The sequence below is a fragment of the Armatimonadota bacterium genome (genome assembly GCA_025059775.1).
GTDB lineage: Bacteria > Sysuimicrobiota > Sysuimicrobiia > Sysuimicrobiales > Sysuimicrobiaceae > Sysuimicrobium.
In genome coordinates this window covers 136,559-153,927 of the sequence record JANXCW010000002.1, presented here as the reverse complement: position 1 = coordinate 153,927, position 17,369 = coordinate 136,559, and the positions used below count along the sequence as shown (strand labels likewise).

21 protein-coding genes and 1 pseudogene are annotated in these 17,369 nt (G+C 68.4%); all 22 read left to right on the top strand.

Annotated features, from left to right (window positions below; translation table 11 throughout):
* The first annotated feature begins 2 nt into the window (after window positions 1–2).
* The gene (locus N0A24_02210; protein MCS7172218.1) at window positions 3–1,163 is read left to right on the top strand and encodes a cytochrome b N-terminal domain-containing protein; all 1,161 of its coding nucleotides are present in this window, start codon (window positions 3–5) and stop codon (window positions 1,161–1,163) included.
* A gap of 2 nt (window positions 1,164–1,165) precedes the next feature.
* A complete protein-coding gene (locus tag N0A24_02205; GenBank protein MCS7172217.1) occupies window positions 1,166–1,603 on the top strand; it encodes a hypothetical protein in 438 nt (145 codons plus the stop codon).
* 4 nt (window positions 1,604–1,607) lie between these two features.
* Window positions 1,608–2,777 (top strand): cytochrome b N-terminal domain-containing protein, encoded by a 1,170-nt coding sequence (locus N0A24_02200; protein MCS7172216.1) that lies wholly within the window; start codon window positions 1,608–1,610, stop codon window positions 2,775–2,777.
* A gap of 18 nt (window positions 2,778–2,795) precedes the next feature.
* Window positions 2,796–3,236 (top strand): hydrogenase iron-sulfur subunit, encoded by a 441-nt coding sequence (locus tag N0A24_02195; GenBank protein MCS7172215.1) that lies wholly within the window; start codon window positions 2,796–2,798, stop codon window positions 3,234–3,236.
* Between the two features lie 116 nt (window positions 3,237–3,352).
* Window positions 3,353–4,744 carry a cbb3-type cytochrome c oxidase subunit I gene (locus tag N0A24_02190; protein MCS7172214.1) on the top strand — a complete coding sequence of 464 codons (1,392 nt, stop codon included), beginning with the start codon at window positions 3,353–3,355 and terminating at the stop codon, window positions 4,742–4,744.
* A gap of 11 nt (window positions 4,745–4,755) precedes the next feature.
* Window positions 4,756–5,223 (top strand): cbb3-type cytochrome c oxidase subunit II, encoded by a 468-nt coding sequence (locus N0A24_02185; GenBank protein ID MCS7172213.1) that lies wholly within the window; start codon window positions 4,756–4,758, stop codon window positions 5,221–5,223.
* A gap of 7 nt (window positions 5,224–5,230) precedes the next feature.
* Window positions 5,231–5,803 carry a cytochrome c gene (locus tag N0A24_02180; protein ID MCS7172212.1) on the top strand — a complete coding sequence of 191 codons (573 nt, stop codon included), beginning with the start codon at window positions 5,231–5,233 and terminating at the stop codon, window positions 5,801–5,803.
* A complete protein-coding gene (locus N0A24_02175) occupies window positions 5,800–6,768 on the top strand; it encodes a polyprenyl synthetase family protein (protein MCS7172211.1) in 969 nt (322 codons plus the stop codon). The genes N0A24_02180 and N0A24_02175 overlap by 4 nt, the downstream gene beginning before the upstream one ends.
* A 107-nt stretch (window positions 6,769–6,875) precedes the next feature.
* Window positions 6,876–7,964 carry a sensor histidine kinase gene (locus N0A24_02170; GenBank protein ID MCS7172210.1) on the top strand — a complete coding sequence of 363 codons (1,089 nt, stop codon included), beginning with the start codon at window positions 6,876–6,878 and terminating at the stop codon, window positions 7,962–7,964.
* On the top strand, window positions 7,961–8,542 hold the full coding sequence (locus N0A24_02165) for a response regulator (protein ID MCS7172209.1): 582 nt from the start codon (window positions 7,961–7,963) through the stop codon (window positions 8,540–8,542). Before N0A24_02170 ends, N0A24_02165 begins: the two co-directional genes overlap by 4 nt.
* 2 nt (window positions 8,543–8,544) lie before the next feature.
* Complete coding sequence (locus tag N0A24_02160) at window positions 8,545–8,946, top strand: phage holin family protein (protein MCS7172208.1); 402 nt, start codon at window positions 8,545–8,547, stop codon at window positions 8,944–8,946.
* Window positions 8,892–9,137, top strand: coding sequence for a hypothetical protein (locus N0A24_02155; protein ID MCS7172207.1), 246 nt, complete (start codon window positions 8,892–8,894; stop codon window positions 9,135–9,137). Before N0A24_02160 ends, N0A24_02155 begins: the two co-directional genes overlap by 55 nt.
* 18 nt (window positions 9,138–9,155) lie before the next feature.
* Complete coding sequence (tatA, locus tag N0A24_02150; protein ID MCS7172206.1) at window positions 9,156–9,323, top strand: twin-arginine translocase TatA/TatE family subunit; 168 nt, start codon at window positions 9,156–9,158, stop codon at window positions 9,321–9,323.
* Window positions 9,324–9,332: 9 nt separating this feature from the next.
* Window positions 9,333–9,593, top strand: a complete 261-nt coding sequence (locus tag N0A24_02145; protein ID MCS7172205.1) for a DUF4321 domain-containing protein — start codon at window positions 9,333–9,335, stop codon at window positions 9,591–9,593.
* Window positions 9,594–9,639: 46 nt separating this feature from the next.
* Window positions 9,640–10,320, top strand: a complete 681-nt coding sequence (gene radC, locus N0A24_02140) for a DNA repair protein RadC (GenBank protein MCS7172204.1) — start codon at window positions 9,640–9,642, stop codon at window positions 10,318–10,320.
* An 87-nt stretch (window positions 10,321–10,407) separates the two neighbouring features.
* The gene (locus N0A24_02135; GenBank protein ID MCS7172203.1) at window positions 10,408–11,448 is read left to right on the top strand and encodes a rod shape-determining protein; all 1,041 of its coding nucleotides are present in this window, start codon (window positions 10,408–10,410) and stop codon (window positions 11,446–11,448) included.
* A gap of 47 nt (window positions 11,449–11,495) precedes the next feature.
* Window positions 11,496–11,601 (top strand): annotated as a pseudogene (locus N0A24_02130) (RDD family protein).
* Window positions 11,552–12,313, top strand: a complete 762-nt coding sequence (mreC, locus tag N0A24_02125) for a rod shape-determining protein MreC (protein ID MCS7172202.1) — start codon at window positions 11,552–11,554, stop codon at window positions 12,311–12,313. The pseudogene N0A24_02130 and the gene mreC overlap by 50 nt, the downstream one beginning before the upstream one ends.
* Before the next feature lies 1 nt (window position 12,314).
* A complete protein-coding gene (gene mreD, locus N0A24_02120; GenBank protein MCS7172201.1) occupies window positions 12,315–12,818 on the top strand; it encodes a rod shape-determining protein MreD in 504 nt (167 codons plus the stop codon).
* A complete protein-coding gene (gene mrdA / locus N0A24_02115; protein ID MCS7172200.1) occupies window positions 12,802–14,580 on the top strand; it encodes a penicillin-binding protein 2 in 1,779 nt (592 codons plus the stop codon). Before mreD ends, mrdA begins: the two co-directional genes overlap by 17 nt.
* Window positions 14,581–14,630: 50 nt before the next feature.
* A complete protein-coding gene (gene rodA / locus N0A24_02110; protein ID MCS7172199.1) occupies window positions 14,631–15,701 on the top strand; it encodes a rod shape-determining protein RodA in 1,071 nt (356 codons plus the stop codon).
* Window positions 15,698–17,368 carry an Rne/Rng family ribonuclease gene (locus tag N0A24_02105; protein ID MCS7172198.1) on the top strand — a complete coding sequence of 557 codons (1,671 nt, stop codon included), beginning with the start codon at window positions 15,698–15,700 and terminating at the stop codon, window positions 17,366–17,368. The genes rodA and N0A24_02105 overlap by 4 nt, the downstream gene beginning before the upstream one ends.
* Window position 17,369 lies beyond the last annotated feature (1 nt).

Here is a 17,369-nt window from a genome sequence, read left to right as displayed (position 1 = left end):
CCATGTGGGAGCGCCTGCGGGAGTGGTTCAGCGAGCGCAAGCAGAAGCTGGATCTCTTCGACGAGACCAACGTGGAGCGCTACGACAATCCCCTCTACCTGCTGGGCCAGATCGTGTACTTCTCCTGGATCGTGGTGATCGCAAGCGGCGTCCTCCTCATGATCTGGTATGAGCCCACCACCCACGGCGCCTACAACTCCATTCTCCGCATCCAGCACGAGATCCCCTTGGGCTGGCTCATCCGCGGAATGCACAAGTACGGCGCGGACATGCTCATCATCGCCATCACCCTCCGCATCTACCGCATGTACTTCCTGGGGGAGTACAAGCGGCCCAATGAGCTCAGCTGGATGATCCTGTTCGGCTCCCTGGTACTGGCCATGATCTCCGGGCTCACGGGGTACCTGCTGATCTGGAACCAGCGGGCCTTCTGGGCCGCGAAGGTGGTCCTCACCGTAGCTGTCTACCTGGATCAGCTTCCCCTCATCGGGCAGACCCGGTTCGGCAGCGCCATCGCCTTCGCGTTCCTGGGCGGGCCCGCGGAGGGACAGGGGACCCTCACCCGTTTCTACGCCATCCACTTCGGGATCTCCGTGCTGCTGCTCATCCTGGTGGAGCTGTACTTCCTCTTCACTCGCCGCAAGCGCTTCAACCTCTCGCCCACCGCTTTGGTGATCCTGCTGGTGATGCTGGTGGTCACCAGCTGGATCTTTCCCGCGGAGATGGGGCGGCGGGCAGACCCCAACCGCACGCCGCTTCCCATCCTCTCGGACTGGTACTTCCTGGCCCTGTACCAGTACGTGAAGTACACCCCGCCTCTGTGGGCGGGGCTGGGCCCGGGGCTGCTCATCGCCTATGGGATGCTGGTGCCCTTCCTGGATCGCAGCAAGGGACGGCGCCCCAGCGAGCGGCCCTTCTTCACCGTGGTGGGGATCATGGCCCTCACCTACTTCCTGGTTTTCACCGCCCTCATCCTGTTCAACATCGCGGTGATCGGTCGGGATCCCCACATCGTGCTCGTCCTCACCGCCCTCACCCTCACGTTGGGGTTTGTGCTGGAGGTCCGGTACCGCCGGAAGGTGCGGGCCGCGGAGGCAGCCATGCCCAGGCCCGCGCCCAGGGCGGCGGTGGCGGCGCGGCCCGCACCGAGTTCGGGAGCGTAGCGGTGCAGCGGCTCGTGTTCCTCCTGGCTTTCGTCGCCGCGGTCCTGGCCCTCCCGGAGGCGTGGTCGGGGTGGCGGGTGGCGATCCGCCAGACGGATCCGGGTTCCTGGATCCGGGCGGTGGGCTGGAGTGCCCTGGTGGTGGGGGCTTTCCTGGGTGCGGGGCTCGTGATGTATGCCGCGGACCGGCGGGCGGGTCGGGTGCGGCGTCGGATCGGGCTCTACGAGCGCATCCTGTCCCGGGGGGCGGGACAGCGGGGCTCTGCCCGCGGCATCACCCTCTTGAGCCTCGCCTCCCTCGCCTCTGTGGGGGCCATGGTGTACGGAGAACTCACGGATCACCGGCTCGTGAGCGCCGGGGCCATGGGGGTGCTGCTCATGCTGTACTCCTTCCTGGTGCTGCTGTTCCGGAGATCCAGCATGACCGCACGGGAGGAGTGAGGCGGTGTACCGGAGGGCGATCCTGAAGCTGCAGGACTGGACCCTGCGGCTGGACCGGTGGATCCAGCGGATCTACCCGCAGGACTTCAACCCCCTGTACTACACGGGAGGGCTCGCGAACCTTTTCCTGACCGTTCTCGTGATCTCCGGCATCCTGATCTTCCTGTACTACGAGCCGAGCCTGGAGGGTGCGTACGCCTCCGTGCAGTTCCTCACGGATCAGGTGCCGTACGGGGTGATCTTCCGGGGAATTCACCGGTACGCGGCGGATGCCTTCATGGTGGCCATCCTGCTGCACCTCTTCCGGAACTGGTTCACGGAGCGCTACCGCAAGGCCCGGGACTCCGCTTGGATCTCCGGGATGTTCCTCCTGATCGTCAGCGGGCTGGCGGGCTTTACGGGGTATCTGCTGGTGTGGGACGAGCGCAGCCAGCTCCTGGCGAGCCTGACCGTCCAGGCCCTTCGGGACGTCCCCCTGGTGGGGGACCACCTGGTGCGGTTGTTCCTGGGCGGTCCGGGGGTGAGCGATACCACCCTCCCCCGGTTCCTCTTCCTCCACGTGGGCCCCGCCCTGACCTTGTACATCCTCTTGTGGTGGCACTACGTCCGCATCCGTCACCCCAAGGTGTGGCCACCGGCCCTGTGGGTCCTCTTCAGCGTGGGGCTGCTGTTCTTCCTCGCCGCGGTTCTCCCAGCCACCAGCGGCCGGCCCGCGGCCCCAGGCGCGCAGCCGGAGGGGTTCGCGGTGGATTGGTTCTACCTCTGGCCCTACGTGCTGGCCCGCTGGGTGGCACCGGGGTGGGCATTTCTGCTGGTCATGGCGCTCCTCGTGTACGGCCTGTGGATCCCGTACTCCCTTCCCGATGACCCCCATCGGGTCCCCCGGTCCCCCGGGGTTGCGGTGGTGGTGGAGGACAACTGCACGGGGTGCGAGCTGTGCTACTACGATTGCCCGTACAACGCCATCTACATGGTGCCCAGTCCCTATCCCGGGAAGACCCGGGCCGCGGCAAACCGGAAACTGCTGGCGGTGGTGGTGGACTCCCGGTGCGTGGAGTGCGGGATCTGCATCGGGGCGTGCCCCTTCCAGGCCCTCGAGCTTCCGCGGGTGCTGGAACGGGATATCCAGGAGCGGATCCGACAGGCCGCGGGAGCCCCGGTCCCCGCAGGATGAAGGGATGAAGGAGGAGCCATGGCGCAGCCGCAGGTGACGGACCGTACGGAACCGGAGCGTGCCCTCCGGGTGGTGGGGTTCCTGTGCGACTGGGCGGTATCCGGTGATGGGCTGTTGAATCCGGACGGCACCATGCGGGACTGCCCGGAAGTGACCCTCATCGCGGTGCCGTGTTCCGGATTTGTGCGGCCCGCCTGGCTGGAGCTGGCGCTGCGCAGCGGGGCCGCGGGGACCTTCGTGTGCGGGTGCCCCATGGGCGACTGTCTGAACCGGGAGGGGAACTGGATCATGGAGGGTCGCATTGACCAGCTGCGCAAGCGGCTGCAGCGCCAGCGGGTAGACCCCCAGAGGGTGGCCTTCTTCGCCTACGGCCTCCACGATCGGGAGGCGTTCGTGGCCGCGGTCCGGGATTTCGTGGAGAAGCTCCGGAGCCTCCTCCCCGCAGGAGGGAAGCGATGATCGGTCGGTTCAATCCGCGGACGCTGCGCAGCTATCTGTGGTACACCCTCTTCTGGATCGCCTTCTTCCTGCTGTTGCTGTTCGTGGCATCCTTCGGTTTGGTGGCGGAGACGTAGATGCTGAGCTGGATGTTCCCGGACGAACCCTGGAGTCCCTCTCGCCGCTTCCTGTACTTGGGAACCGCCTGGGGCGCTCTGGCCGCGCTGCACGAGCTCGCCGCAAGCCTCCACCTGGTGTTCCCCGGAATCTTCGAGGGCGTTTCGTGGCTCTCCTACGGTCGGTTGAAGGCGGCGGCGGTAGACCTCTGGATCTTCGGGTTCTGCACCAACCTCCTGCTGGGTGCCCTGCTGGCCATCGTCCCATCCGTGGTTCGGGAGCCCCTGTGGGGCGTACGCCTGGCGAATCTGGCGTTCTGGCTGTGGAACCTGGCGGAGCTCCTGGCGGAGTGGGCCCTCCTGCGGGGGGCTTCCCGGGGTCGGCTGTGGGGGGAGGCGCCTCCGGGTGCAGACCTCCTGCGCCTTGCCGCCGCGCTTCTTGTCCTGTTGAGTCTTGTGCGGACCGTGCGGGTGGGGAAACGCGGGGAGCCCGCCGTATGGCTCGGAGTGGGCGCGTTGACCTGGCTCGTGGTGGTCCTGGTGCTCGGCAAGGGGCTCTTCACGCCGGGGGGGAACCCCTACTGGGGGGTGGTTGACGCCTTAAGCCAGGCGTTCCTGCGGCAGGGGCTGGGGTGGATGTGGCTGTTTGCTGCAGCCTCCGCGGTGGCCTTGACCCTCGTGGGCGGTCGGCCGAACCCGGGGGAGGGGAACTCGCCCCTGGCCCTGGTGGTTCTCCTCACCACCGCGGCGTTCGCCCCCTTCAGTGCCGGCTCGGAGCTCATCTGGGGACCGGTTCCCTTCTGGGTCCAGACCCTGGGCGCGGTGGCTACCTTCCTCCTGCTGATCCCCGCGGCCAGCACCGCCGCGGGGATATGGCAGGCCCTGGAAGGGCGATGGATCAGGCTCGTGGAGTCCCCCGGGCTGGCCTTCTTCCCCGTGGGCTGCGCCGGGTTCCTCTTCGGAGCCCTCGCTGCGGGCTTGAACGCCCTGCTCGGCCCCGCCTGGGTGGCGGGCCTCACCCTATGGTCCGAAGCCCGGACAGCGCTGCTGTTGGGCGCGGGCGCGGGGTCCGTGGCCCTGGGGGCCGCCTACACTGTGATCCCCGCCGCCGTCGGCCGGATGCTGGTGAGCCCCCGGCTTGCGTGGTGGCACTTCTGGATGTGGACGGTGGGGTGGTTTCTCGCGGTGGTGTCCCTCTCCACGGCGGGCCTCGTGCAGGGTGCGGTGTGGGCCACGGGCACCGTGCCCTTCAGCCACGGTGTGAACGCGGTGGTTCCGTATCTGGTGGCCCGGTCCCTGGCTTGCGGGCTCGTGGCCTGCGGGCAGGTGGTGTTCTGCTGGAACGTCTTCCTCACCGTAGACTCCGGAGCGGAGGTTCCCGCGGCGGAGCGGGACTTGGTGCTTGCGGTGTAGAGGATTTCAGGATGCAGAGGCGCGCCGCTTCCCTCCCCCTACTGTGTTTGGTTACGGCCCTGGCCGGATTCGTGGCCACGGTGCTGCTCCCGGCCACCCCCCCTGCAAGGGCGACCCGGACGCTGACGAGTGCCCAGCTGCTGGGCTACGCGGTATACCTCCGGGAGGGGTGCGCCCAGTGCCACACCCAGCAGGTGCGGACCCCGGAGGCCAGATTCGGGGTGGTGGCCCGAAGCGGAGACCTCGGGGAGGTCTCCCGGGCAGGGGATTACGCTCACCTGAACCCCACGGCTCTGGGGACGGTGCGGATCGGTCCGGATCTCGCGCGGGTTGCGAGCCGGATCAGGGATCCGGAGGAGCTCCTACGCCTGCTGCGGGAACCACGACGGCGATCGCCGGGGAGCCGTATGCCTGCCTACGCGTACCTTTCGGAGGCGGAGCTACAGGCCCTGGTGGCGTATCTTCTAAGCCTGAGGTGAAGGAAGGATGGCCGAGCAAGCGTCCAGGCCAGAACGCCCGGGGCGAGGGGAGCGGCTTCCCACACCCCTGCTCCTGCTCTATGCCCTCCTCCCCATCTGGGCGGTCCTTTACCTGTTCGTGACGGGAGGTCTTGTGGCACCGGAGGTGCGGCCCGTGGCCCGCACGATCCCGGGCGTGGCCGGCATCGCCGCGGGTCCGGTGGAGGACGGACGCGAGCAGGTGGAGGGGATCCTCGCGGTGGTCCCTCCGGATGCCCGGGACAACCGTATGCCTTCCGTGAGTCCCGCGGCCCTGGAGTCTGCGCGGCAGCAGTACGCGACCCTGTGCGCCGTCTGCCACGGTCCGGAGGGCCGGGGAGACGGCCCCGCGGGCGCTACCCTGAACCCCAAGCCCATAAACTTCCACGCCCGCGCGTTTCAGGAACGGATGCCTCCGGGCGCCACCTTCTGGGTCATCAAGCACGGATTGGCAGAGACCCCCCGGCGCAGCGGGATGCCGGCCTTCGGGGCTCTCAGGGACGAACAGATCTGGGCGCTGGTGGCGTACATCCGGCAGCTGGGAGCCCCTTCATCCCGATGACCACACGTTCTCTGGAAACCCTTTACCAACCGGTCCGGGAGGACCTGGAGGCCCTCCTGCAGCTGCTCTCTGAGGAGCTGCGGGCGGACGATCCCTTCATCCAGGAGCTGGTGACCCATGTCCTCCAGACCCGGGGCAAGCTCCTCCGTCCCGCCCTCACCTTCCTCAGTGCCCGGGCCGTGGGAGAGCCTCCCGCGGAGAGCCTGGCGCTGGCGGCGGCGGTGGAGCTCATCCACGTGGCGAGCCTGATCCATGACGACATCATCGACGAATCCCCCCTGCGTCGGGGGGAGCCCACCGCGAACGCCCGGTGGGGCAACCAGGTGGCGGTGCTGCTGGGGGATTACCTGTTCGCCAAGTCCTTCCACCTGCTCTCCCGCATCGGCCGGGCGGCGGTGGCAAACCGCATGTCCCTCGCCACGGTTTCCATGAGCCAGGCGGAGATCCTCCAGATCCGGTACGGGAACACCCCGCACACGGAGGAGGGGATCTACTTCCGCATTGTGGAGGGGAAGACCGCGCGGCTCATCGCCTCCGCCTGTGCCTGCGGAGCCCTCCTGGCGGGGGCGGAGGACGCGGTGGCAGAGCGGCTGGACCGGTTCGGCCTCCACTGGGGGATCGCCTTCCAGATCACGGACGATGCCCTAGACCTGTTGAGCGATCCCAAGACTCTGGGAAAGCCCATCGGCAGCGACATCCGGTCGGGGAAGATGACCCTCCCCCTCATCCACGCCCTCCGACACGCCCGGGACGGCGACCGGGCGCGTCTTGTGCACCTCATCCAGGAGGGGGACGTGGAGGAATTGCGCCAGGAGCTGGTGCGGTACGGCTCCTTCGCCTACGCCCGGGAAGCGGCTCGTCGGCACGCGGAACGGGCCCTGGAGGCGCTCCAGGCACTTCCAGCCGCGCCCGCGCGCGAAAGCCTCATCGGCCTCACGGAGTTCGTCCTCGTCCGGGACCGCTAGCAGGGGTCAGGCCCACGGCTGGTACACTATCCGTGGGGATGGTGTGGTCCTTCAGGGGTTTCCTGCATCGGGTGGCTGCGCCCTTCCGGCATCTCCGGGAGGGCATGGTGCGGTTTGCGGTTCGCACCACCGCGGCCCACCTGGAACATGCCAATCCGGGCATCCTGCGGCGGTGGACGCAGGATCTCCATCGGCGGGTCCCACGATATGCCTGCTTCCCCGACCTCGCGGAGGAGTGGGGGAACCAGACCCTGCGGCTCCTGGTCCGGGTTCTGCGGGCGGAAGGGGAGGAGGAGAAGCGGGTCCTCCGGGAGCAGGTCCACGAGCACGCCCATCGGGTGGCGGCCCAGCAGCTGCAGTCAAACTTCAGCCTGGAGGAGATCCTCCAGGCCATGAGCCTGCTGCGGAGCAGCGTGGACGCGCAGGTACAGGCCATGCTGAGCCAGCGGCTATGGGTGGCGTTCCCTCCGGACGTGCTCTTCGCCATGGAACGCATCCACCGGGCCGTGGATGTGCAGATGCTGGCCGTAGGACAAGCGTACCTGGAGGCCCGGGATCGGGTCATCCGGCAGCGGGAGCAGGAGCTGGAGCAGACCAACCGCCAGCTGCGGACCCTGCTCCAGGAGATGCACCACCGCATCAAGAACAACCTGCAGACCCTGGCGGATCTCCTGTACCTGGAGGCCCTCTCCGCTCCGGAGGAGGCCCGTCGGAGCCTTCGCCACAGCATGGGGCGGGTGAAGAGCATTGCGGCCGTACACCAGATGCTGAGCGTGGAGCACATCGAGGAGGTGGACATCTACCGGCTCGCGGAGCGCATCGGGGAGACCATCGTACAGGACCTCTCCGGACCCGGACACCAGGTGTCCATCCAGGTGGAGGGGGAGCACCTGCTCCTGCCCAGCAAGCAGGCCACCAGCCTGGCCCTGGTCCTGAGCGAGCTCGTGACCAACGCGGTGCAGCACGCCTTCAACGGCCAGGGAGGGCACGTGCGCATCACCCTACACGCTCGGGGCCCGGAGGTGGTGGTCTCCGTGGAGGACGACGGCCGGGGGCTGCCTCCGGGGTTCGACCCGGAGCGGGATGCCCACCTGGGGCTCCGGATCGTTCGGGATCTGGTCTATCGGGATCTGCGGGGAGATTTCCGGATGGAGAGCCAAAAGGGGACGAGGGTGGAGGTGCGGTTTTGGCGATGAGCGAGCGGTTGCGGATCCTCATCGCGGACGACGAGGCCATCCGCCTCATGACCCTGCGGACCCAGCTGCGCTCCCTGGGGTTCGAGGTGGTGGCGGAGGCCACGGACGGGGAGGAGGCGGTGCGGCTGGCCCAGGAGCGGGAGCCGGACCTCGCCATTCTGGACATCAAGATGCCGGGTCTGGACGGCATCTCCGCAGCCCAGCGGATCCTCCAACACCGTCCCATCCCCATCGTCCTCCTCACCGCCTACAGTGAAGTGGAGCTGGTGGAACGGGCCCTGGAGACGGGGGTGTTCGCTTACCTGGTGAAGCCCGTGACGGAGGAGGACCTTCTCCCCGCCATCCTGCTGGCCCGGAAACGGTTCGAGGAATTCCGGGTGCTGCAGAACGAGGTGCAGGATTTGCGGGAGGCCCTGGAGGCCCGGAAGCTCATCGAGCGGGCCAAGGGGATTCTCATGAAACGGCTCGGCATCAGCGAGCAGGAGGCCTTCCGCCGGATGCAGGTGCAGAGCCAGAAGGAGAACCGGAAGTTGGTGGAGATCGCCCGCGCCATCATCACCGCGCACGGAGTGATGTGAGGGTGACGTACCGTTTCCAGGACGAGGTCCGGGCCCTCCTGCACGACCTGGCGCAGTTGGCAGAGCAGCATGCGGTCCTTGTGCGATCCGAGCTGCAGGTGGTCCTGCGGCGGGCCGTGAGCGGTCTAGCGCTCCTGGTGGTAGCGGGCGCGTTGCTGGCGGGGGCGGTTCTGTTCGCCCCCGTGGTGGTGACCCTGATCCTCGCCCTCTGGCTTCCCGTGTGGGCCGCGGCCCTCACCGTGTTCCTCCTCGCGGTGCTGGGCGTGGCGGGGATCGCATGGTCGGGTGTCCGCCGGCTCCGCGCGGCGAGATTCGTAGAACTCCGTGCGGTGCTCCGGGAGGATCTTCAATGGATCCGCGACCTGCTGAGCGCGCTTCGGGAATCCGGTCCCTCCGCACGGTGATCCTCGACCGGGTGCGCCGCATGCGGGCAGAGGCGTCGGCGACGGTGGGAAGCGTGTGCGCGGCCAGCAACCCCCTGCGCGTCCTGGTCGGCCGACGATGGAGGGCCCTGGCGGCGGGGATGCTCCTCCTGATCGTCCTCCGGGCCCGCGGGCGGCGGTCGAGGGGGAGCGGACCTGACCGGCTGCTATAATGGGCCTGGAGGTGCGGGATGCCCTTTGGGATCGGGACCACCGAGCTCGTCGTCATCCTGCTTATCGCCCTCTTGATCTTCGGACCTTCGCGGCTGGCGGGGATCGGCAGTTCCCTGGGTCGGGCGATCCGGGACTTCCGTCGGACCATGCGGGAGGAAGACGAGGGGGACCAGGGCAAGACCTAGTGCCACGTCATGGCGCGACGGGGCCGTCGGGCGTGGGGGGCACTGTTCCTGGTGTTCCTCCTGGGGGGTGTTGTGGGGCAGGTGTTGGCAGAATCCGTGCGCAACTTCCCGGGCCTTTCCTTCCTCGCCCGCACCGTGGAGATCGGGCTTGAGCCTCCCCTACGTCTGGACCTTTCCCTCCTCTCCCTGACCTTCGGGATCACCCTCCGGCTGAACCTCGCCATCCTCCTGGGAGTGATCCTGGCCCTTTGGGTATGGCGCTTGGTTTAGGCCCGCGAAATCCCTGTCCCTCAGGCGTTCACTGGATGGGAGGACCATGGCGGGACTGCGTGCGCTTCCTCCCGAAGCCCGGCCCCGGGAACGGCTCCAGAGTGAGGGGCCAGAGGGAGTGGGGATTCGGGAGCTCCTCGCCGTGGTGCTGTGCACGGGCACCCGGGGGGTCTCCGCGCTTCAGCTCGCGGATCGACTGCTGGCGCGGTTTGGAGGGCTCCAGGGGCTTTCACGGGCCCGGGTGGAGGAGCTGTGCAGGGTGGAGGGGATGGGCCCTGCGAAGGCTGCGGTGCTGGTGGCGGCCCTGGAGTTGGGCAGACGGGCAAGGCTGGTGGATCCCTCAGAGCGCCCCGTGATCCGTTGCGCCCAGGACGCGGCCCGGGTGGTACGCATGAAGCTGGAGGGTCGGGAGCAGGAGCATTTCTGCGTGCTCCTCCTGAACACCCGGCACGAAGTGGTGGGGGTCGTGGAGACTGCCCGGGGAGGGCTTAACGGGGCATCCGTGTGCGCCCGGGAGGTATTCCGGGAAGCGGTGCGACGGGGAGCCCACGCGGTGATCCTCGCCCACAACCATCCTTCCGGGAACCCCGAGCCGAGCCCTGAGGATATCCGCCTCACGGAGCGTCTCCGGGAAGCAGGGGCGCTGTTGGGCATTGCTGTCCTCGATCACCTGGTGATCGGCGACGACCGGTATACGAGCCTGCGGGAACGGGGCCTGGGGTTCTAGTCCGCTTTCCCCAAACCGCGTACACTCAGAGAGAGACTCCCAAGCAGGCCCGCGCACCGAGTTTCGATACCGCCCAGGAGGTCGTGGATGTGGTGGGACGGGTTCCTCAGCCGGTATCTCTCCCGGGACATGGGGATTGACCTAGGGACCGCCAACACCCTGGTCTACGTGCGAGGGGAGGGGATCGTGGTCCGGGAGCCCTCCGTGGTCGCCCGCCGGGTGGACGATGGGCAGGTGCTCGCGGTGGGGGAGGAGGCCAAGCGCATGATCGGCCGTACCCCCGCGGACGTACAGGCGGTGCGGCCACTTCGGGACGGGGTGATCGCGGATTTCGACACCACCTCCGCCATGCTGGCATACTTCATCCGCCGGGGACTGCGGGGCCGATCCTTTCTGAAGCCGCGGGTGATCGTGGGGATCCCCTCAGGGGTGACGGAGGTGGAAAAGCGGGCGGTGATCGATGCCACTCTACAGGCGGGGGCCCGGGAAGCGTACCTCATCGAGGAGCCCATGGCCGCGGCCATCGGGGCGGGGTTGCCCGTAAGCGAGCCCGTGGGCAGCATGATCGTGGATGTGGGGGGCGGTACCACAGAGGTGGCGGTGATCGCCCTGGGCGGCATCGTGACGAGCAAGTCCATCCGCATTGGCGGGGATGAGATGGACGAGGCCATCATCCAGTACGCCCGGAAGGCCTACAACCTTCTCATCGGAGAGCGCACCGCGGAGGAGATCAAGATTGCCGTCGGGTCTGCCTATCCGCTCCGGGAGGAGCAGGCAGTGGACGTCCGAGGTCGGGACCTGCTCACGGGGCTTCCCCGCACCGTGCGCATGACCAGCGCGGAGATCCGGGAGGCCCTCAGCGAGCCTGTAGCCGCCATCGTGGAGGCGGTGCGGCAGACCCTGGAGCGGACTCCTCCAGAACTCGCCGCGGACATCGTGGAACGGGGCATCGTGCTGGTGGGGGGAGGAGCTCTGCTGCGGGGGTTGGATCGGTTGCTGGCCCAGGAGACGGGAATGCCCGTAACCCTCACGGACGACCCCCTCTCCGCGGTAGCCCTGGGCACCGGCCGTGCCCTGGAGGAGATCGACCATCTAAAGAAGGTGCTTATCACCACGAAGAGGCTATGAGGAGGGTCCGGATCGCAATCCTGCCCCGCGGAGCGTCCCCATGATCTGGGTTCCCTCCCGGCGCCGCGCGGGCCTCCTGGTCCTTCTGCTCACGGGCGTCCTGGTGCTCCTCACCGGGCAGCTCCGCGCTCCGGACCGCCGGGCGGTGGGCTGGCTGGGGCATGCGATCCTCGCGGTGCTCACGCCCCTCCAGGGGGCCCTGGACGAGGCCGCGGAAACCGGGGAGCGGTGGTGGCGTGCCCTCGCGGAGATCCGGGCGCTACGGGTGGAGAATGCGCGGCTGCGCGCGGAGGTGGAGCACCTGCGCCGCAGGTTGGCAGACCTGGAGGAGGCGCGATCCGAGGTGGTCCGGTTGCGCCGGCTGCTGGACCTTCGGGCGGAGCTGCCGACCGCTACCCTCGCGGCCCGGGTGGTGGCCCGAGATCCCGATACGTGGTTTGCCACCGTGCTCATCAACCGTGGAGGGAGGCACGGGGTGCGGCGTCACGACGTGGTGGTGACCGCGGAAGGGCTGGTTGGACGGGTGCTGGAGGTCTACCCCACCGCTTCTCGGGTCCTTCTCGTGAGCGACCCCCGGAGCGCGGTAGGGGTCCTGGTGCAGCGGACCCGTGATCCGGCCATCGTGGAGGGTCAGGCGGGCCCCTTGCTACGGCTTCGGTACCTTCCCCGGGACGCCACGGCCCGCCCGGGAGACGTGCTCGTCACCTCAGGGCTAGGGGGAGTATTCCCCCGGGGCTTGCGGGTGGGGATCATCCGCTCCGTCCTCAAGGGCGGCCTCTTCCTGGAGGCTGAGGTGGTCCCAGCCGCGGATTTGAGCCGTCTCGAGGAGGTCCTGCTCCTGGTGGGTACCGGACAGGAGCCGTGAGATGGGCCGGTTGCGGGAAGCGGGTTGGCTAGGGGTCTGCCTGGTGGGGGCGGTGGTGGTGGAGCCTGTCCTCGCCCGGCGGCTCCCTTTGGTTCGGCTCGACCTCGTCCTCCTTGTGGTGGTGGCGTGGGCTCTGTGCCGCGGCCCGGAGGCGGGTGCGGGAGCCGGCTTGCTGGGCGGACTCCTTCAGGATCTCCTGAGCGGCCATGCCCTCGGACTGGAGATGGGCCCGAAGGTCCTGGTGGGGCTCCTGAGCGGCCTGTGGAGGGATGTGGCCCATCCCGGGAGCGTGGGAGTGCAGGTCCTCGCGGTCCTGGGGGGCGCCGGGATCGACACCTTAGCCTCGTGGGGAGTGCGCGCCCTGGTAGGGTGGCCGACGGTGGGCGGGCGACCGGGAGAGATCCTTCTCTTTGCATTCTCCCATGCGGCGATGGCGCCGCTCGTCTATTGGGCGGTACGGAGGGGATCCGAGGGTGGGAGGCCCAGTCGTGCGACTTCCCGGTGAGGAGCAGCTCGAGGGCTCGGCCCGCATGGCCGCTCTCGCGGCCGTGCTCACGGGAGCGCTGGGGCTCCTGGGGTTACGGCTCTGGCAGCTCCAGGTCCTCCAGGGTGCTTACTACGATCAGCTGGCCCAGGGAAACCGGCTTCGGATCAACCGCCTGGCGGCTCCCCGGGGATTGATTCTGGACCGCCGGGGGACTCCCCTGGTCACCAACCGCCCCTCCTTCTCCGTGGCCTTGCTCCCTATGGCACTCCGGGATCGCGGAGGAGTCTTGGAGGTTCTGAGTCGGGTGCTGGGGACTCCCACGGGGGAGCTCCGGGAGAAGCTGCGTGGGGCACCTCCCTTCGCCCTCGTGCGGATCCAACGGGATGTCGGGATCCGCATCCTCACCACCCTGGAGGAGCGACGTACAGATCTCCAGGGGGTGGCGGTGATCGCGGATCCCCTCCGGTCCTATCCCCATGGCCCTCTCGCGGCCCATGTCCTGGGCTACCTGGGGGAGATCAGCGGATCGGAACTGCAGCATCTGCGGTGGTGGGGCTATGAGATGGGCGACCTGATCGGGAAGGCAGGGGTGGAACGACAGTACGACCGGCTGCTGCGGGGCGAGGACGGAGAGCAGGTGGTGGAAGTGGACGCCGCGGGGCGTCCCCTGCGGGTGCTCCGCCAGCGGGAGGGCCGACCCGGGAACACCGTGGTGCTGACCCTGGATCTCCGCCTGCAGGAGGCCGCGGAGCGGGCCCTGGGCGCGCGGCCGGGGGCGGTGGTGGCCATGGATCCCCGAACCGGGGAGATCCTGGCTATGGCCAGCTGGCCTTCGTACGACCCCAACCTGTTCGCGGTGGGGATCTCTCCCGAGGTGTGGCGGCGGATCGCGGACGATCCGCGGACCCCCCTCCTGAACCGTGCGATCGCCGCGGCGTACGAGCCGGGTTCCGTGTTCAAGGTGGTCACGGGACTCGCCGCGCTGCACACCTCGGCCGCGGACGCGCGCAGTACCTTTTTCTGCTCCGGGAGCTTCCTCCTCGGGGGGCGCGTTTTCCGGGACCTGCGGGCTCACGGAAGGGTGACCTTCCGCTCTGGGGTCGCCCAGTCCTGCAACGTGATGTTTTGGCAGCTGGGCCTTCGGGTAGGGGCCACCCACCTCGCCCGGATGGCCCGATCCCTTGGATTTGGGGAGCGCACGGGGGTGGATCTGCCTGGGGAGGTGGAGGGAATTGTTCCGACTCTGGAGTACAAACAGCAGGTGTTCGGGGAACCGTGGTACCCCGGGGATACCCTGAACATGGCCATCGGGCAGGGGTTCACCCTCGTCACCCCCCTGCAGGTGGCCCGGATGATGGCCGCGGTAGCCAACGGCGGGCAGGTCCTGCAGCCTCGACTCCTTCGGTCCGTCCTCTCCCCGGAGGGGCGGGTCCTGTACACCAGTGGACCCGTAGTGCGCCGTCGCCTCTCCCTCTCCCCCCAGGCCTGGGCCGCGATCCGGGAAGGGCTGGTGGCCGTGGTGGAGGAGGGAACCGGACGGGCCGCGGCGGTGGCGGGGCTCTCCGTAGCCGGGAAGACGGGGAGCGCGGAGACCCCCCGCGGCAGGCCGCACGCATGGTTTGCAGGGTATGCCCCGGCCGATGATCCCCGCCTCGTGGTGGTGGTGTCGGTGGAGCACGGGGCTCGAGGGGGGATCGCGGCTGCTCCCATCGCACGCCGGGTGATCCAGACGTGGCAACAGCTGTACGCACCAACGGATCGCACGGCCGGCCATCCTTGAAACGCCGACGCCTCTCGCGCCTGGGGGTCCTCCGCCGGTGGGTGGCGGGGATGGATCCCGTGCTCCTCGTGAGCGCCCTGGGGCTGTGCACCCTTGGAACCCTGGCCATCCTGAGCGCCACGCGTTCTCCGGAATCCCCTTCCGGGCTCCTTTCCGCGCGGCTCGCGCACCTCGCGGGGGGGATGGTGCTGCTGGGCGTGTGTGCCGCCTTGCCCCTTGAGACCTTCCGGCGTGTGGCGAAAGGACTGTACGGACTGAGTTTGGCGCTCCTCCTGCTGGTAGATCTGGCGGGCCACGAGCGACTCGGTGCCCAGCGCTGGCTGCAGTTGGGCCCTCTCAGCTTCCAACCCTCGGAGCTTGCGAAGCTCAGCGTGATCCTCCTTCTCTCGGACGCCCTGGCCCGCCAGACCACACCGCCCCGAACACTCGGGGCAGTAATGGGCCGGTGCCTGTGGGTGCTTCCAGCCCTGGTGCTGGTGTTCCTGCAGCCGGACCTCGGCACCACCCTCGTGTTCCTCGCCATCGTCCTGGGGATGCTGTTCGCGGTGGGCACCCCACTCCGCACCCTGGCGGGACTGGTGGGGATGGGCCTAGCCGTCATGCCCGTGGTGTGGCGGTGGCTGAAGCCGTATCAGCAGAAACGGCTCCTGGTGTTCCTGGACCCCAGCCTGGATCCCCTGGGGGCGGGCTACCACCTCATCCAGTCCAAGATCGCCATCGGGAGCGGGCAGGTGTGGGGCAAGGGTCTCTTTCAGGGAACCCAGAACACCCTGCAGTTTTTGCCCATGCAGCACACGGACTTCGTGTTCGCGGTGATCGGGGAGGAGTTGGGATTTGTGGGGGCTATAGGAGTCCTGGGGCTCTTCTGGGTATACCTGATCCGGGGGCTGCAGGCGGCCCAGCGGGCTCCGGATGCCTTCGGAAGGCTGGTGGGGGTGGGGATCGTTGCCATGGTGGGATTTCACGTCCTGGTCAACGTGGGGATGACGGTGGGGGTGATGCCGGTCACGGGGATCCCGCTGCCCTTCCTCTCCTACGGGGGAAGCGCGCTGCTCGCGAACCTAGCCGCCACCGGGATCCTCCTCAATCTGGGGAGACGTCGAGGCTGGAGTGGGCCATGAAGCGGGAGATCTTCGCGAACGTGGAGCCGTTCGAGGTTCGGGTGGCCGTACGGGAAGACGGGGAGCTCGTGAACCTCTTCATCGAGCGGGACGAACCTGTGGTGGGCAACATCTACAAGGGTCGGGTGGCCAACGTCCTACGGGGAATGGACGCGGCCTTCGTGGATATCGGACTGGCGCGGAACGCTTTCCTACACGTGAGCGACGTGCGGGCACAGCGCATCGGGGGGGAGGAACTGGAGGATGCTATCGGCCGGGGCGCCATCCAGCAGCGGTTGCGGCCGGGGCAGGAGATCATCGTGCAGGTCACCAAGGAGCCTACGGGCACCAAAGGGGCCCGGGTGACCACGTACGTGGCCCTGCCCGCCTACTACCTGGTCCTCATGCCCACGGTGAGCTACGTAGGGGTGTCCCGCAGGATCGAGAGCGAGGCGGAGCGCAGGCGGCTACGGGAGATCGCGGAGCGCATCCGGCCCGCGAAAATGGGCCTCATCGTGCGGACTGCGGCCCAGGGGGCGTCGGAGCGGGATCTGCAGAACGATCTCCGCTATCTCCTGAGCGTCTGGAACCGGGTACTGGAACGGGCCCGGCATCTCCGGGCGCCCGCCCTCCTGTACCAGGACCTCCGTCTCATCCGGCGCGTGGTGCGGGACCTGTTCACCGAGGAGGTGAGCCGGTTCGTGGTGGACTCCCCCCGGGAGTACGAGCAGATCATGGATCTGGTGAAGTCCTACGCCCCACACCTGCGCTCCCGGCTGGAGCTCTACCAGGGGGAGGAGCCTGTGTTCGAACACTTCGGGATCGAGCGGGAGATCCAGAACGCCCTGCGTCGGAAGGTATGGCTTCCGTCCGGGGGGTATCTGGTGATCGATCGGACGGAGGCCTTCACCGTGGTGGACGTGAACACGGGGAAGTACGTAGGGAAAATCGATCTGGAGACCACCATCCTCCACACCAACCTGGAGGCGGCCCGGGAGGTGGTACGCCAGATCCGGCTCCGGGACATCGGGGGCATCATCCTCGTGGATTTCATCGACATGGAGAATGAACAGCACCGCCGGCAGGTCCTCCGGGCCCTGGAGGAGGCCATCCGGACGGATCGGACCCGCACCCACCTCATCGACCTGACGCAGCTGGGGTTGGTGGAGCTCACCCGCAAGCGGGTCCACCAGGATCTGGAGCACGTCCTCCGCATCCCCTGTCCGTACTGCGAGGGGCGGGGCCGGGTGCTCTCCCCCCGAACGGTGGCCAACCGAATTCGTCGGGATCTCCCGCGCACGGTCCGGACCTCCCAAGCTCCCGGAGTAGCGGTTCACGTGCATCCGCTTGTCCATGCGGAGCTCTTCCGGGACGGGGATGCGTGGCTTCGGGCCCTGGAAGAGGCCACGGGCCGGCAGGTGCACTGCCTGGCCCGGGAGGGAATCCACCTCGAGGAGGTGGAAGTCCTCCCCCTGAAGGCCGAGGGGATCCCTGCAGGACCGGGCGAGGTCCGCCGCCTAGAGGTGGAGGAGCGGGTCTTGGACGTGGCAGAGGAGCGGGACGAGGTGCAGGAGCGGGCGGTGGCCCTCGCGTCCGCCCAGAACGGGTGGTGGGGCCGTCTGCGGGGACACCTGGAGCGGCTCCTCTTCCCGCGAAGGGCCCCGTCCACGACCCGCGGGGAGCGATAGT